The 14,756-nt window shown below is 67.7% G+C and carries 19 protein-coding genes; 11 read left to right on the top strand and 8 right to left on the bottom strand.

Translation table 11 applies throughout. The features are described from left to right. Nucleotides 1–430 precede the first annotated feature (430 nt). From EVU97_RS15105 to EVU97_RS03665, 4 genes are all read right to left on the bottom strand, one after another. Entirely contained in the window at nt 431–619 is a 189-nt protein-coding gene (locus tag EVU97_RS15105; protein ID WP_205744855.1) for a hypothetical protein, read from the bottom strand. A 261-nt stretch (nt 620–880) separates the two neighbouring features. After that, nucleotides 881–1,339, bottom strand: coding sequence for a hypothetical protein (locus EVU97_RS03675; protein WP_129663596.1), 459 nt, complete (start codon nt 1,337–1,339; stop codon nt 881–883). Between the two features lie 76 nt (nt 1,340–1,415). Beyond that, the gene (locus tag EVU97_RS03670; protein ID WP_129663594.1) at nt 1,416–2,120 is read right to left on the bottom strand and encodes a Pr6Pr family membrane protein; all 705 of its coding nucleotides are present in this window, start codon (nt 2,118–2,120) and stop codon (nt 1,416–1,418) included. Nucleotides 2,121–2,268: 148 nt separating this feature from the next. Next, nucleotides 2,269–2,697 carry a PH domain-containing protein gene (locus EVU97_RS03665; protein WP_118912351.1) on the bottom strand — a complete coding sequence of 143 codons (429 nt, stop codon included), beginning with the start codon at nt 2,695–2,697 and terminating at the stop codon, nt 2,269–2,271. 349 nt (nt 2,698–3,046) lie between these two features. On the opposite strand from EVU97_RS03665, the gene EVU97_RS03660 reads away from it, so the two are divergent. Beyond that, on the top strand, nt 3,047–3,454 hold the full coding sequence (locus EVU97_RS03660; RefSeq protein WP_129663592.1) for a RidA family protein: 408 nt from the start codon (nt 3,047–3,049) through the stop codon (nt 3,452–3,454). Here the strand turns inward: EVU97_RS03660 and EVU97_RS03655 are convergent. After that, nucleotides 3,435–4,379, bottom strand: coding sequence for an aminoglycoside phosphotransferase family protein (locus EVU97_RS03655; RefSeq protein ID WP_129663590.1), 945 nt, complete (start codon nt 4,377–4,379; stop codon nt 3,435–3,437). The two genes, EVU97_RS03660 and EVU97_RS03655, sit on opposite strands and share 20 nt — an antisense overlap. 16 nt (nt 4,380–4,395) lie before the next feature. Then, nucleotides 4,396–4,824 carry a PH domain-containing protein gene (locus EVU97_RS03650; protein WP_129663588.1) on the bottom strand — a complete coding sequence of 143 codons (429 nt, stop codon included), beginning with the start codon at nt 4,822–4,824 and terminating at the stop codon, nt 4,396–4,398. A 68-nt stretch (nt 4,825–4,892) separates the two neighbouring features. On the opposite strand from EVU97_RS03650, the gene EVU97_RS03645 reads away from it, so the two are divergent. From EVU97_RS03645 to EVU97_RS03610, 8 genes are all read left to right on the top strand, one after another. Next, nucleotides 4,893–5,354: an SRPBCC family protein gene (locus EVU97_RS03645; protein ID WP_129663586.1), complete on the top strand. Its 462-nt coding sequence runs from the start codon at nt 4,893–4,895 to the stop codon at nt 5,352–5,354. Nucleotides 5,355–5,364: 10 nt separating this feature from the next. Continuing rightward, complete coding sequence (locus tag EVU97_RS03640; RefSeq protein WP_129663584.1) at nt 5,365–6,324, top strand: pseudouridine synthase; 960 nt, start codon at nt 5,365–5,367, stop codon at nt 6,322–6,324. 66 nt (nt 6,325–6,390) lie between these two features. Continuing rightward, nucleotides 6,391–6,933: a YbaK/EbsC family protein gene (locus tag EVU97_RS03635; protein WP_129663582.1), complete on the top strand. Its 543-nt coding sequence runs from the start codon at nt 6,391–6,393 to the stop codon at nt 6,931–6,933. Beyond that, the gene (locus EVU97_RS03630; protein WP_129663580.1) at nt 6,930–7,754 is read left to right on the top strand and encodes a DUF1206 domain-containing protein; all 825 of its coding nucleotides are present in this window, start codon (nt 6,930–6,932) and stop codon (nt 7,752–7,754) included. The genes EVU97_RS03635 and EVU97_RS03630 overlap by 4 nt, the downstream gene beginning before the upstream one ends. Before the next feature lie 86 nt (nt 7,755–7,840). Then, the gene (locus EVU97_RS03625) at nt 7,841–8,542 is read left to right on the top strand and encodes an HAD hydrolase-like protein (protein WP_129663578.1); all 702 of its coding nucleotides are present in this window, start codon (nt 7,841–7,843) and stop codon (nt 8,540–8,542) included. Between the two features lie 10 nt (nt 8,543–8,552). Then, nucleotides 8,553–8,741 (top strand): antitoxin, encoded by a 189-nt coding sequence (locus EVU97_RS03620; protein WP_118912359.1) that lies wholly within the window; start codon nt 8,553–8,555, stop codon nt 8,739–8,741. Nucleotides 8,742–8,863: 122 nt separating this feature from the next. Further along, nucleotides 8,864–10,237: an MFS transporter gene (locus EVU97_RS03615; RefSeq protein WP_129663576.1), complete on the top strand. Its 1,374-nt coding sequence runs from the start codon at nt 8,864–8,866 to the stop codon at nt 10,235–10,237. 140 nt (nt 10,238–10,377) lie between these two features. Then, nucleotides 10,378–10,734: an RNA polymerase-binding protein RbpA gene (locus EVU97_RS03610; RefSeq protein ID WP_047312847.1), complete on the top strand. Its 357-nt coding sequence runs from the start codon at nt 10,378–10,380 to the stop codon at nt 10,732–10,734. Nucleotides 10,735–10,810: 76 nt separating this feature from the next. On the opposite strand, the gene EVU97_RS03605 is transcribed toward EVU97_RS03610, so the two are convergent. Beyond that, nucleotides 10,811–11,410: an FxsA family protein gene (locus EVU97_RS03605; RefSeq protein WP_240730118.1), complete on the bottom strand. Its 600-nt coding sequence runs from the start codon at nt 11,408–11,410 to the stop codon at nt 10,811–10,813. Nucleotides 11,411–11,417: 7 nt separating this feature from the next. Beyond that, a complete protein-coding gene (gene lnt, locus EVU97_RS03600) occupies nt 11,418–12,992 on the bottom strand; it encodes an apolipoprotein N-acyltransferase (protein ID WP_240730117.1) in 1,575 nt (524 codons plus the stop codon). A 289-nt stretch (nt 12,993–13,281) separates the two neighbouring features. On the opposite strand from lnt, the gene ybaK reads away from it, so the two are divergent. Together ybaK and EVU97_RS03590 are read left to right on the top strand one after the other, a co-directional pair. Then, nucleotides 13,282–13,779, top strand: a complete 498-nt coding sequence (gene ybaK, locus EVU97_RS03595; RefSeq protein ID WP_047312912.1) for a Cys-tRNA(Pro) deacylase — start codon at nt 13,282–13,284, stop codon at nt 13,777–13,779. 37 nt (nt 13,780–13,816) lie between these two features. Next, nucleotides 13,817–14,743, top strand: a complete 927-nt coding sequence (locus tag EVU97_RS03590) for a 5'-3' exonuclease (RefSeq protein ID WP_047312911.1) — start codon at nt 13,817–13,819, stop codon at nt 14,741–14,743. Nucleotides 14,744–14,756: the final 13 nt, after the last annotated feature.

Genomic DNA, 14,756 nt, shown 5'->3' with positions numbered 1-14,756 from the left:
CCCGCTCGAAGGGCTGCCCGAATGCCCGGCAGGAGAGCCTCAGCCTTGACCACAGGGGTCCCGGCTTCCGCCATCGCCTCGCAGTAGGCACCCAGAACGGGGCGGGCCACCTCGGGGCTTCCGGGGGAAGAGGTTGAGGTCGCGACTCTGGCCGGGAGCGCCGAGCTTCCGTCAACGCGAACCGGTGGGCCTCGGCTTTGTCCGAGTGACGCACGTCCACAAGCCGTCCGTCGCCGTTGCTCAGCCGGACGAAGAAGTCGGGGACGTGATCGCGGAGTCGTCGGCCCTCTGCATCCTGCGTGCCCTTGGGCCACAGGATCGCCAGCGGCTGGGAGGAGACGCCCACGACATCGGGGTCATGGTCTGCGCTCAGTAGGTACTGCCGCTCCAGCAGGCTCTCGAACCCGGTGTGCCGCTTCATCGTGGAGGATCACCACAGTCCCTCGTAGTTGCGCTTGCCCGGCCAGGCGAAGAACTCGCGGATGGGGAGGGCATTCTCGAAGGGCTCTGCCGTGAGCGACCGGCTGGCCTCGACATTGAGCAACCGACCATCGAGGCGCGCCAGCACGCGCACGGTTTCCGTGACGTTGCTCGGCAAGGAGTGCAGCGCTCGACTCACGGAGCCTCCAGGTCTTCTCGCGTTGGACAGTTGACCATGTGTATCGGATCAACTGCGACTAAATGGCGCTTGCTATAGCAGTGTCCGATCTGGTGCGAGAGGTCTCAACTGGAGCGAGAGGGGCACACGCAGCGTCTCGCGAGGAGTGGCTGATTGACTCTACTTTACATAATGTAGATTATCGGCAACTGACTGGAGCGTCGAAAGGGGCTGACGACGCGTGCTCACGCACCTGCTTCGTCAGCCCCTTTCTGTGTGGCGCTACTGCACCGACGTGATCGTCTGCGTCGCGTCGTTCAGATCGAACGTGTCGCCTGCGCGCTTGCCGCTGATGCCGTTGTAGATCGGTGCGTCCGTCGAGATGCCCGAGAAGCTACGGCCTTGTGATTCGAATTCGCTCACGGCGACGCCCACCAGGTAGACCTCGTCGCCGAAGCTCACCACGGCGCCTGGCTCGACAGTCTCCTTTGCGGACACGTCGAGGTTCTCGGCCGTCGTGATCAGCTCCTGCTGGCGGTCGTCGGTCTCCTGGTACATCGCGTGCAGGTCGCCGGCTTCGTCCTCGTGCGAGATATCGTCGACGTCGACCTCGTCGGTCCCCGTGGCCTGCGCCTCGTGGCTCTCCAACGCGACGGCTTCGCTGTTCGCGTCCGCCTGTTCCTTGAGGTGCTTGACGAGATCCGCCTTCAGCGTTTCCTTGTCGATGTCCTGAGTGCTCATGGAGTCAACCTACGCCCCGACCCGGGCGGCGTGACTCCCCTAAAATTGCATAGACGATCGAGATAGTTGTCGACGGTCAGCGCCGCCGGCTGAGCACCTTGTCCAGCCCGGTGTAGAGCGCTGCCAGAGCGAGGCCGAACGCCAGAATCGCACACAACGCCACCGCCACCGAGGCGTATCCGTTCGTCGACACGTTGACGAAGGGATAGGGGTACGCGTCGATGAACGCGCCGCGAACGAGCATGTAGACCACCCACACGACCGGCACGACGAGGAACAGGCTGAACGTCCGGCGATCGAAGGCGCGCCGGGGCCCGACGACGAGCCACGCGAGTACCGACAGCACCGGAACCGCCTGATGCTCGACCAAGTTCGTGACGACAGCGACGCCCGTCGGGTTCGCGTCCGGCGCGAGAACGACCTGGTAGACGATCGCCGTCACGGTGATCATCACGAGCGCGTCGAGCAGAAGCACGCGAGCCAGGCGCGAGAAGCGGTCCCCGGTCGGCCTCTCCCCCGACGTCGCGGCGGCTCGCCTTGCCTGCAACGCGAGGAGGGTGAACGCGAGCGCCACGACGACGTTCGACCACGCCGTGAAGTAGCTCAAGGTGTCGATCACGCGCGGCAGCGCGCCGGCCGCGCCCGTCGGGTTGTTCCCGTACGCGTGTGCTGCGATTTCCGCGTGCGAGTAGTTGTCGGTTGCGGACAACGTCACGTCGAGTGCCACTCCGAACCAGGCCAGTGCAGCCACGAACCCCCACACGCGTCGAGCCGAGCTCATGTGCTGCTACCTCTCCCCCGCCGCACGGGCGTGACGACAGGAACCCCGACACTAATCCTCAGTTGCCCGGCGCCGCAGTCACTTCCGCACTCCGGTCCCGACTTGATGGCGAACCTTCTTCCCGCGACGACGTGCCGCGGAGGCCGGCTCAGTCCTGGTTGATGAAGCGGACGTTCTCCTGTGCCACTCCCATGAGGTAGCGGTACAGCCCGGGGAGGTCGAAGTTCTTGGGGAACTCGAACCGGTAGGAGTCGTAGGCAAGGTTGTGGGAACGAAGCCTCGGTGTCGTGACGAAGGTGATCGTGATCTCCGAGTCGTCCATCCCGCCGCCGGCGGTCTCCGCGGTCACGTCGACGATCGTGTTGAGGGCGATCGACTTCACTCGCGTCTTCTTGCCCGTCGCACCCTGGTGGTCGAGCGTGATGATGCGGAGATTCGTGATGCAGAAACCGTCACGCAGCATCCTGAACGCGTTGTGGATCTGCTCACCCGGCAACAGCCACGGCGCGTACTCCGCCTGTGCTTGCTGCGGGTCCATCTGCTGCATGTTGCCTGCGAGGCCTTGGAAGATTCCCATAGGCACGAAGGTAGAGAAGCGAGCCGGGTCGTGATGACAAAATCAGGAAAGTCCGGGCGGTGCCCTCGGTTACCGTCGAACCATGGGCCACCGACCGACGCGTGAACCCTTCTCGGACGGCACCGGCTTTCGGATTCGGCCGCACGTGCCCAATGGCGTGGGTGTGCTCACGGTCGCCGGCTCGAGCGGCCGTCTCGATGACGCCCGTGCGCGCCTCTTCGCCGCGAAGGGATGCGTTGCGGACACGATGACGTGGTTCGGCGGACCCGGTCAGAACGTCGGCCCCTACGACGTCCCTCTTCGGTTCGGGTCACAAGTCCGCCGCCCGGATGGTGGAGGTGCTCGGCGGATGAGCGGCGTCGATCTGCCGACGCCGAAGGGGCACTACTCCCATGCCGCCCGCGTCGGCGACCTGCTCTTCCTGTCGGGTCAACTCCCCCTCGACGAGGCAGGCACCCCGCGCACTGACCTGGACCTTGAGGGGCAAGCCGAACTTGTCTTCACCAACCTCGACCGGGTGCCCGCGGCGGCAGGTGCACCACGCGACGCCTTGGCGCAGGTGCGCGTCTACGTCACCGACGTCGAACTGTGGCCACGCGTTGACGCCGTGTACCGCGCGTGGCTCGGCGACCATCGTCCGGCCCGGTGCGTCGTGCCCGTTCCCGCTCTGCACTGGTACAGCCTTCCCGAGACTGAAGCCGTGGCCCATGTACCGACCGCGGAGGTGGAGAACGCCGTCAGCCCTGCATCGCCTTGATGATCGACACGGCCTTCGTCAGGTCAGGAGCCGCAGCTCCGGGCCGAAGCGCTGCGTGGGCATCCCACCACGCGTTGTCGAGGAGCCGCAGGATGCTCCAGGCGCGCGCACGTTCGGGTGCGACGCCCATGGGGTCGCAGGCGTAGTCGACGCGAAAACGCAGGTGGTTGCGCAGGTTGTACGCCCCGGCAGCTTCGTCCCAGCGGTTCCACAGCAGCGGTGCGACGGCGAGCGCCGGCTCTCCCGCGAGGGGTTTGGGGTCGATGGCGACGAACCCGTCCACCGTGCCCGCCCGCCGGGTCTGCATGACGTTGTCGTCGTGGAGGTCGGAGTGCACGAGGGTGGCGTCGATTCGATCAGCCTGCGGCAGGTCGCGGGCGAGAGCGATGCCCTGCTGCACGAACCGCCGCGGCATCGGCGGCGGTGACGACTCGAGGCGCTCCCGGATGCGGGCGCACCACGCGCTCGCTGTGTCGAGCTGTGGCAATGCCGGGTGGGTGAGCCGGGCGTGGATGAGTCCGATCGTCTCGCAGGCGTCGAGAGCCGACATCTCGTGAAGGCGCACGGCAGGCTCGCAGCGCTCGAGAAGCAAGGCCCACCGCGCGGGATCGGCCGCTCTCATGCGGACGGCGCCCGTACCGCGCCACGCGCGCAGTGCGAGGTGCTCGTGACGAGCCTCCGCGTAGGGCCACGTCACCTTCAACGACGCGCGCTCCTTGCCGACCCTGACCGGGACGACGAGTGCACACTCACCGAACGCGGTGGGGCCCTCGGGCTGTGCCTTCCACGTCGACAGGCACTCGTCGAGCAGACGCGGCAGTGACGCGAGCCACGTGTCGCCGTCGATTCCCCCGTCGGCGTCGGCCGGGCGTCCCGCGACGCGAGCGCGGAAGGCGTCAGGAATGAGATCGGCTCGTGCGGGCATCGGCCCAGCGTAGGCGTCAGGCGTCGTTGAGCGACGCGTAGTTGCGCTGCGCGATCGTCATGAGGTGGCGGTACAGCCCCGCAATGTCGAAGCTCTTGTTGAAGGTGAAGGTCATGGTGCTGTACTCCACCGTGTGTGCTCGCAGCCGGGGCGACGTGATGTAGGTGACCGTGAGATCCGAGTCGTCGATGCCGATGCCTGCCGTCCGAGCAGTCACGTCGACGATCGACGCGAGCGGGATGGAACGGGCGTCGACCTTCGGGTTGACCGGCCCCTCCCGGTCGAGGGCGATGAGGCGCAGATTCGTCAGGCAGAACGAGTCGAGAACGAGTTCGAAAGCGCCCTCGAGGCGCTCGTTCTCGAGCAGCCACGGCCCGTACTGCTCGCGCGCCTTCTCCTCCTTCATGAGCGAGGCGTTGCCGGTGAGTGCGTTGATGAGAGCCATGCTCGACACGGTAGTCCGGCGGACTGCGCCGTGGCGGGTTCTGCTCCGCATCCGCTTACCCTGTGCGCATGGGTGAATTCAAGGTGAGCCGCGCGCGTCACACGAGCGCCGCACCGTCGCAGATCCACGCTCTCATCGACGACTTCCGCAACTGGCCGCAGTGGTCGCCGTGGGAGGGACTCGACGACACCATGACCCGTACATACGAGGGCCCCGAGCACGGGGTCGGCAGCCGCTACGCCTGGAAGGGCAACAAGAAGGCCGGCTCCGGGCACATGAAGATCACCGAGTCGACGCCGGAGCGCATCACCGTCGCGCTGACGTTCACCGAGCCGTTCTCGTCGGACAACACGACCGTCTTCGACCTTCGTCCGAGCGCCGGCGGCGGCACGGACGTCAGCTGGACGATGACCGGTCCGCAGAGCGTCGGGCAGAAGATCTTCTTCACGGTGTTCCGCATGAACAAGAGGGTGGAGAAGGACTTCGACAAGGGCCTGGCCGCACTCGCCGCTGCCGCAGAGCGGAGCTGAGTCACCCGACATGCCAACGCACTCCCCGCTGCCCATGCGTCACGGGCTGCGGGCCGCGTGGGTGCGCACGCCGGATCGCGACCCCGCGAACCCGATGCCGTGGGCATCGATGCGTGACTTCCTGCGCCACAAGCTGCCCGCAGAGGTCGACGTCGACGCGATGCTTACCGACGGGCGTTTCGTCGACGACGACGGACGCCCCTGGAACGGTGACGAGATCTACCGTCCCCACACGTTCGTGCACTTCCACCGTGACCTGCGGCCCGAGCCGGAGCTTCCGTTCGAGCTCGACGTCCTGCATGTCGACGAGCGGATCGTCGTGGTCGACAAGCCGCACTTCATGGCCTCGATCCCCCGTGGTCGCCACGTCACGCAATCGGTCGTCGTCAAGGCGCGCGAGATGCTCGGCCTGCCTGAACTCGGGCCGGCCCACCGCCTCGACCGGCTGACGGCGGGGGTACTCGTCCTCACCACCGAACAGCGTTGGCGAGCTCCCTACCAGCGCATGTTCGAAGCCCGCGTCCCGGTGAAGACGTACGAGGCGCTCGCTCCCCTGCGTGACGACCTGGAACTTCCGCGTCGCGTGGAATCGCACATCCGCAAGGACCACGGCACCGCGCAGGCGTACGAGGTGGAGGGCGCAGCGATCAACGCCGTCACCGACGTCCACCTCGAGGAGCGGCGCGTTGTCACGGCGGGCGACGATGACGACGCTCGCGCTCGCCAGGTCGGCCTTTACCGGCTCGAGCCGAGCACCGGTCGGACCCACCAACTGCGCGTCCACATGAGCGGACTCGGCGTACCGATCTGCGGCGACCCGCTCTATCCACGCGAGGTCGCCGTCGACATCGACGACTACTCCACTCCCCTGCAGCTGTTGGCGCGACGCCTCGAGTTCGTCGATCCCCTCGACGGGCGCACTCGCGTGTTCACCTCGCGCCGAGAACTCACCCTTGGGGACGCGACCTGACGCGCATGCGTGCGCGCCGCAGCTGACCTCGACCCCAGGAGGCCGCATCCGTCGTAGCATCCGCACATGCCATCACTCGAAGGAAACCTCTCGTGGGCGCCCATCGCCGAGCGCCTCGACGACGTAGCGAAACCCGTTGCCGACGCGGTGAACACGGTGCCGAGCGCGCGCGTCGCGATCATCGACCCGCACCTGGCCGACACCGCTGCGTTCTGTGACGCCTACGACGTCGACCCTGCCGCGAGCGCCAACTGTGTCGTCGTGACGGGCCGGCGCGGGGAGACGAAGACGACGGCCGCCGTCCTCGTGTTGGCCACCGACAAGGCCGACATCAACGGCGTCGTGCGTCGCCACCTCGGGGCGCGCAAGATCTCGTTCGCCGACCAAAGCGAGACGGAGGTCGAAAGCGGCATGGTGCGCGGCGGCATCACGCCCGTCGGCCTGCCGAGTGACTGGAAGCTCCTCATCGACGAGCGGGTCGTCGAACGCGGCGAGGTGCTCGTCGGCGGCGGCGTGCGCGGCGCCAAGATCATCGTGGACGCTGCGGAGCTCGCCGGGCTGCCCCAGGCCGAGGTGCTCACCCTGGCCATGACCGAGGAGACGTCGTGAACACTTCAGCTCAGCGCGTGGGCGAGAGGAAGCCCGACATCGCCGATGACGCGCAGGAGGCGATTAACGACGCCGCCAACCACCCGTGGGTGGAGCGCGCGGCACGTATCGGCTACGCGGCCAACGCCGTCATGCATCTGCTCATCGGCATCGTCGCCGTCCGTCTGGCCACGGGCGGAGGTGGCTCCGCGGACCAGGGCGGCGCGCTGGGGATGTTGACCGAGAACACCTGGGGCAAGGTCCTGCTCGGCATCGGCGCGTTCGGCTGGGCGGCGCTCGCGTTCTGGCAGATCGGCGAGGCGTGCCTCTCCTTCCACGAGGCGAAGACGCGCCTCAAGGCCGCGGCCAAAGCGGGCACGTACGCCGTGCTCTCGGGCATGTGCATCATGACGCTCGCGCGCGGCCAGAGCAGTTCGAGCAAGCAGCAGAACGCCTCGATGACCGGCAAGCTCATGGAGAACACCGCCGGAGTCATCCTCGTGGGCCTGGCCGGCGCGGTGATCGTCGCAGTCGGCATCTACCACGTCGTCAAGGGCGTCAAGAAGAAGTTCTTCGAGGACCTGCAGAAGAACCCGGGCAAGTGGGCCGAGTGGTCGGGCGTCATCGGGTACTCGCTCAAGGGCCTGGCCCTCGTCCTCACGGGCGTGTTCTTCGTCAACGGCGCCATCACGCACGACCCGAAGGACACGGGCGGCCTCGACACGGCGCTGAAGTCGCTGCTCGACAAGCCGCTCGGCTCCGTCATGGTGGCCGTCATCGGCATCGGGTTCGTGGCCTTCGCCGTGTACTCGGCGGCACGGTCGAAGTACGCGCGCGTCTGACCCTCTGCTCGCACGAAACGGCCGTCGCATCCTCGGGTGAGGCGGCCGTTTCGTCGTGCACGGAGCCTGTTTGTGAGGATGGGCGCATGACGCGCTGGAGCCCCGGAACCCGAGTGAGCCTCGTGCTGTTCGACCTGGACGGCACACTGTCCGACTCGGCGCCGGGCATCACCTCCTCGATGCGGACCGCCCTGACGCACCACGGCCTCGAGGTGCCGAGCGACGACGTCCTCAACTCCTTCGTCGGGCCGCCGTTTCGCGTCTCGCTCGAAGGAATCGGTCTGCCACCCGAACGCGTGGACGAGGTCGTCACCACCTACCGCAGCGACTACGAGGCAGGCCGGCTGTTCGACAACGAGCTCTACCCCGGCATCCGTGACGTGCTCGCCGGGCTCGCGGACGCCGGGACGACCGTGGCCGTGGCCACCTCGAAACCACAGGCGACGGCGCGACGAATCGTCGAGCACTTCGGCCTCGCGCCGCACCTTGCAGGCGGCCTCGAGGGCGTCTTCGGCGCCGACGTGACGAACCCCCGCGACACCAAGGCCGGCGTCATCGCTCGAGCCCTGGCCCACCTGCAGCGCGAACCGGATGCGGACGTCGTCATGGTCGGTGACCGCCTGCACGACGTCGAGGGCGCCGCGAAGCACGGCATCGCGACGATCGGCGTCTCGTGGGGTTACGCCGCACCCGACGAACTGCGTGACGCGGGCGCCGCCGCCGTCGTCGATTCGGCCGACGACCTTGCGGCCCTTCTGCTCCCGGGCGCGTCGAGACCCCTCGATTAGGATTCAGGCCATGAAGATCAACCTCCTGACCCAGGCGATCGCCCAGGGCCGCAAGTACGTGCGACAGAACCCGGAGAAGGTGCGTCAGGCGACGCAGCGCGCCGGTTCGTTCGTCGACTCCAAGACGGGCCGCAAGCACACGGCCAAGATCGACAAGGCCACCGGCGCCGCTGACCGCTTCATCGACAAGCAGCGCTGAGCAGCTGACACGCTCCGCCCCGAGACGCCGAACGGTGCCCCGGGGCGGTCGCTTTCCCCACCGTCAATGCGGGTTGGGGACAGTCACGTCCGCACGAGCCGCGGATGTGACACGCTTCACCCGTGAACACCGCAGCCGCCTCGCCTCTCGCGCCCGACGCCGCCACGCGCGCCCGTCGCCAACGCAGCTGGTACTGGTACGACTGGGCCAACTCGGCCTTCGTCACGACGACGTCGACGGTGCTGTTCTCGCCCTATCTCACGTCCGTCGCCAAAGCGGCGGCCTGCCCTGATCAGCCCACGGACGTCGCATGTCACGCGAATCTCTCGGTGCTCGGCATCCCGGTCTCCCCCGGCTCGCTCGCGCCGTACACGATCACCGTCTCGACGATCCTGAGCGCCGTCCTCCTGCTTCTCGTCGGCGCCATCGCCGACCGGGTACAGCGCCCCTCGCGCCTGCTCGGTGCGTTCGCCTGGGTGGGCGCAGCCGCGGCGTCGGCGATGTTCTTCGTCACCGGTACGAACTGGCAGCTCGGCGTGGTGCTCCTCATCATCGCCAACCAGTGCCTCGGTGCCTCCCTCGTCGTCTACGACGGCCTGCTCGTGCGGATCAGCGACGAGTCGGAACGTGACCGTGTCAGTTCGCGCGGTTGGGCTCTGGGCTACCTGGGCGGTGGCTTGCTCCTCGCGGCCAACCTGGCCGTTGTCACGCTGCACGACAAGATCGGCCTCAGCACGGGCGAAGCCGTCCGCGTGAGCCTCCTCAGCGCGGGCCTGTGGTGGGCGATCTTCACGCTCATCCCCGTGCTCGGGCTCAAGGACGTGCGCCACCCCGAACGCCCCGCGGCGGCGAGTGACGCCGGAACCGTGCGCGGCAGCCTGCGTCAGCTCACGAGCACGTTCCGTGAACTCAAGCACTACCCCGACACTCTCGTCTTCCTCCTCGCCTACCTCTTCTTCAACGACGGCATCCAGACGGTCATCGTCTCGGCCAGCCTGTACGGCAAGGAGGAGCTCGGCTTCGGCGACAGCCAGCTCATCGTGACGATCCTGCTCGTGCAGTTCGTGGCGTTCCTCGGCGCCCTGTTGTTCGGCCGCCTCGCGGCCGTGATGGGCGCCAAGAAGGCCATCCTGCTCTCGCTCGGCCTGTGGACCCTCGTCATCGCCGTCGCGTTCTTCCTGCCCGAGAAGCAGTTCGCGCTGTGGCTGTGCCTCGGCGTCGGCATCGGCATCGTGCTCGGTGGTTCGCAGGCGCTCAGCCGTTCGGTCTACAGCAAGCTCGTACCGCTCGGGCGAGAGTCGGAGTACTTCAGCCTCTACCAGGCCATGGAACGCGGCACGAGTTGGTTCGGCACCCTGACGTTCGGCCTCGTCCACCAGCTCACCGGTTCCTACCGTCTGTCGATCGTCGCGCTCGTCATGTTCTTCGCTCTCGGCGCCTACCTGCTCTCCCGCGTCGACGTCGAGCGCGGCATGGCGCGCGCTGGCCAGGGCTGACGCTTTGGTCGCGGGCCGCTTGAGGCCATACGATGACAGATGGAACATTTGTCACGTCTATGGCGTTGTTCTGCGTGAAGCAGCGCGGTGAGCGCTCTCACCAAACAGACGCGCTGTACGTGTGAAGTTGGGAGACATCCATGGCCGAACGTTCTCTGCGAGGTACCAACCTCAGCACCCTCTCTCTCGAGACGGACGAGGGCATCGCCTTCAGCGAGCGTCAGATGGTCAGCTACCGTTGCGAGCAGGGGCACGTCGTCGAACTGCCCTTCTCCGTCGAGGCCGACGTGCCGGCGCTCTGGGAGTGCCGTTGCGGCCTCGAGGCCAAGCTCATCGACGGCCCCGAGCCGGAGCGCAAGCCCGTCAAGCCGGCCCGTACGCACTGGGACATGCTCCTCGAGCGTCGTTCCGTTCCCGAGCTGGAGGAACTGCTCGACGAGCGTCTGACGCTCCTGCGCGAGTCGCGTGGCGAGAAGCCGCGCAAGAAGAAGTCCTGACGAGCCGCGCTCGTCCACCACGAAGGCCGGTCACCCCGAGAGGGTGACCGGCCTTCGTGTGTGGCGCGTGAGCGCGTCAGTCGATGATCTCGCCCTCGACGACGTCGTCGGACGCAGATCGAGTCCGCCGACGCGACGAGGTGTGCGTCGAGGAAGTCGACCCGTAACCGCCGAAGCTGTCCGAGGTCGGGTACGGCCGGCTCAGCGGATCCGGCCCGCCGAACCCGCGGGTGGCAGAGAAGCCGCCGGGGCCGAAGCTCGCCACCTGGACCGAGCCGAGGAGCTTGGCGGCCACGACCTTCTCGAGCAGCTTGCGCGTGAACGGACGCGTGAACGGCAGGAGGAAGAACAGGCCGAGGAAGTCGGTGAAGAAACCCGGTGCGAGCAGCAGCGTGCCGCCGACGAGGATGAGGGCAGCGTCCGAGAGTTCTCGCGCAGGCATCCGTCCGGAACCGAACGCCTGGCGCAGCGCCCCGAAGGCACGACCCGACTCACGCTTGACGATCCACGCACCCAGCGCGGACCACAGGACGAGGAGGCCGAACGTCGGCCATCCGCCGATCGTCTGCCCCATCTTGATGATGATGAACACCTCGATGACGGGGACGACGAGCAGCGCCAGCATCAGCCAACGCGCCCAGCCCTTGCGGCGAGGACGACTCGAGTAGGTAGTCACATCAGGTTCAACGAACGACGGCGCGCGAAGATTTCCGCCCGCGGCGCAGATTCAGCGCGAACGCGATGACGCAGGCCGCCGTCGCCACGATCTCGGGCGCGCGGCCGAGACGCTGAGCGAGCGTGGCTTGCGAGCGCAGCGGCAACTCCCCCGTCAGCACCGCCTGGGTGAACAGCGACGTGCGTTCGTGCGTCACGCCGTCCGGGGTGATGAGCGCGCTCACACCGACGGTGGAGACGTGCGCGATCGAGCGGCCGTACTCGAGCGCGCGCAGGCGCGAGATGGCGAGTTGCTGCGTCGACTCGGCGGTGTAGCCGAACGTCGCGTTGTTCGTCTGAACGAGGAAGAGCTGCGCGCCACGGTTCGCCGGCTTGCGCAGGAGGTCGTCGTAGGCCACCTCGAAGCAGATGATCGGTGCCGCCTTCACTGCGCCGGACTTCGTGGGCACGGAGAACACCCCGACCTTCTGTCCCTGGGTGAAGTCCGCGCGCACGAGATCGACCTGCTTGGAGAACGTGCGGAAGAACGAGCGGTACGGGATGTACTCGCCGAACGGCACCGGGTGCTGTTTGACGTAGGTGTCGCTCAGGCCCTTGCCCGGAAGGTAGAGCATCGAGGCGTTCGAGACCTTCGGCATCGGCTCGGACAGGACCGCTCCGACGACGAGCGGCGCGTCCAGTCGGCGCAGCGCGCCCGCGATCTCGTCACGGGTGTCGGCGTTGCGCTTGGGGTCGATGTCGGAGGCGTTCTCGGGCCACACGACGATGTCAGGTTTGGGTGTGGCGCCGGCCGCGACGGCGTCGGCGAGCTTCTCGCTGGCTCGCACGTGGTTGTCGAGCACGGCGCGGCGCTGAGCGTTGAAGTCGAGACCCGCGGTCGGCACGTTGCCCTGGATGCCGGCGATGTCGATGGTGCGCCCCTCCGTCGGGGGTGTGATGACGGAGCCCGCGAGAAGGGCCACGGCGGCGACAGCCACTGCGCCGACGGCGGAAGCGCTGGAAAAGCGGCTACCCGCATCGGCCTGTGTCGTCTCGCGGGAGGAGACGCCCCGCCATGAGGTGAACGCCCACACGCCCAGCCCGGCGAGTGCGCCACCGGCGAGGGCGAGCACGAACGTCAGGCCTGGTGAGCTCACCCACGCGACGAGGGGCGCCCACGGGGCGTCGGCCTGCGAGAAGGCGAGGCGGGCCCAGGGGAAGCCGCCGAACGGCGTGGTGCCGCGCAACCACTCCTGTGTCACCCACGCTGCCGCGCCCAGCACAGGCGCGAGGCGTCGACGCTGAAAGGGCGCGATGAGCGCGCCCATGCCGGCGAAGTACAACGACTGCAGGACGGCGAGCGCCATCCACGGGAACGTGCCGACGTACACACCCGACCACGAGAGCACCGGCGCGAAGAACGCCATGCCGAAGACGAAACCGAGCAGAGCTCCCCAGCGGGCACGGACGTGCAGGACGCTGACGGCGAAGAGTGCCAGGGCGATCGGGACCGTCCACCACAGCCCGTGATCGGGAAATGCGAGCCACAGCGCGAGGCCGGCCACCATTGCGGCGGCCAGGCGAAGGAAGCGACGAGGGAGCACCGCACAAGCATAAGTCAGCGGGGAAAGTGTGACGGACGGGCTCACACCGTTGGGGCCGACCAGCCGGAGCCGGAAGTTTTCTACTAGGTGTGAGACCCGTCCGTAGTCGCACGCGATCGCGTCACGTGCTTCAAGCAAAGATAGCCACGCACGGGCGGGCCTTCAACGTGATCGTCAGGATCGGATTCGGGCCCCTTGGGTCGGCGTTTCGGCCCTGCCGCAGAAACTCCCGAGAGGTGCGGCGTGTCGTCTTTCGGGGCGACTTCGAACTGCGCTATAGACAGTGATCATGGCGTCTCGAAACGTGAACACCGGCCCGACCACCCCCGCGACGCGCGCGCTCGACGCGGCAGGTGTCTCGTACGAAGGGCTGCCGTACGAGCACGATCCGTCGGTGACCTCCTACGGTGACGAAGCCGCGCAAGCTCTCGGTCTCGACCCCAGCCACGTGTTCAAAACCCTTGTCGTGTCGCTGGATTCGGGATCCTTCGGCGTCGCCGTCGTCCCGGTCTCGACGACGGCCGACCTCAAGGCCGTGGCCGCAGGGCTCGGCGCCAAGAAGTGTCGCCTCGCCGAACCGCGTGACGTGGAACGTCTCACCGGGTACGTGCTCGGAGGCGTCTCCCCCGTCGGCACGCGCACCGCCCTCGCCACGGTTGTCGACGCGAGCGCGGAAGCCCTGGCGACGGTGTACGTCTCGGGTGGGCGGCGCGGATTCGACATCGGGTTGGCGCCGGCCGACCTCGTTGAGAACGTTCACGGACGCTTCGCCCCGATCGCGCGCTGAGGCTCGACGCTTCGAGCGCTGTGGCACGATGACGCTCATGACGCCGCGTCGACTCATGCTGCTGGATTCCGCGAGCCTGTACTTCCGGGCCTTCTACGGTGTGCCCGAGCGGGAGGCACCGGACGGCACCCCCAACAACGCGCTGCGCGGCTTCACCGACATGATCGCGACGCTCGTCAGCACCTACGAGCCCACCGACCTCGTGGCGTGTTGGGACAACGACTGGCGCCCCGCGTTCCGCGTCGAGGCCATCCCGTCGTACAAGTCGCACCGCGTGCTCGAGGGCACCGACGGCTCCGAGGAGTCACCGGAGAAACTCACGCCGCAGGTGCCGCTCATCCGCGAGATGCTCGAGCTCGTCGGCATCACCCGCCTCGGCGTCGACGGCTACGAGGCGGACGACGTCATCGGCACGCTGACACACCGCTTCACCGGCCAGGGCCCGGTCGACGTGGTCACCGGCGATCGTGACCTCTTCCAACTCGTCGACGACGCCATGAGCGTTCGCGTGCTCTACACGGCCAAGGGCGGCGTGCGTGCCCCCGACCTCGTCGACGAGAGCTTCCTCATGACGAAGTACGGCGTGCCAGGCGGGCGCGCGTACGCCGATCTTGCCGTCATGCGCGGCGACACGAGTGACGGACTGCCTGGTGTCGCGGGCATCGGCGAGAAGACCGCGGCCGGGCTGCTCGCCGAGTTCGGCACGCTCGCCGCGATCCGTGGGGCCGTGGCGAACGGCGATCCCCGCATCAAGGGAGCGCGCCGAACGCGGCTGGAAGCCGCTCATGACTATCTCGATGTGGCGCCGAAGGTCGTCGATGTGGCGCTGGACGTCGAGGTGCCCGGCGACCTCGTCACGGCCCTGCCCGACGGCGTTGCACAGCCTGACAGGTTCGCCGACTTCGCAGCCCGCTACGACCTCGGTGGCAGCGCGGAGCGACTCTCCGCCGCGCTCACGCGCTGACGCACGCTCCACC

The organism is Dermacoccus sp. 147Ba, from assembly GCF_004151355.1.
Lineage (GTDB): Bacteria > Actinomycetota > Actinomycetes > Actinomycetales > Dermatophilaceae > Dermacoccus > Dermacoccus abyssi.
Note: the sequence above shows the minus strand (reverse complement) of the source record. Positions and strands in the feature narration are given on the sequence as shown.